Genomic DNA, 264 nt, shown 5'->3' on the forward strand with positions numbered 1-264 from the left:
AGTTATCACGCAGTGCAAGATGCATTCTCGAAAACAGGACGTCACTGGCTATATAACGCGACGGTAGGTGCAGGGTTACCGATTAACCATACGGTTCGCGATCTGCGTGAAAGCGGTGACGATATTGTGGCGATTTCCGGTATTTTCTCCGGGACGTTATCTTGGTTGTTCCAGCAATTTGATGGCAGCGTGCCTTTCAGTGAGCTGGTGGATTTGGCTTGGCAACAAGGTTTGACCGAACCGGACCCTCGCGCCGATCTGGAT

General features: G+C 51.5%; 1 pseudogene. It reads left to right on the forward strand.

The annotated features are described in order from the left end of the window. Positions 1-264: pseudogene (locus FQ668_RS27615) on the forward strand (hypothetical protein); the annotation flags it as partial.

It is taken from the genome of Pseudomonas sp. Kh14 (assembly GCF_900291005.1).
GTDB lineage: Bacteria > Pseudomonadota > Gammaproteobacteria > Pseudomonadales > Pseudomonadaceae > Aquipseudomonas > Aquipseudomonas alloputida.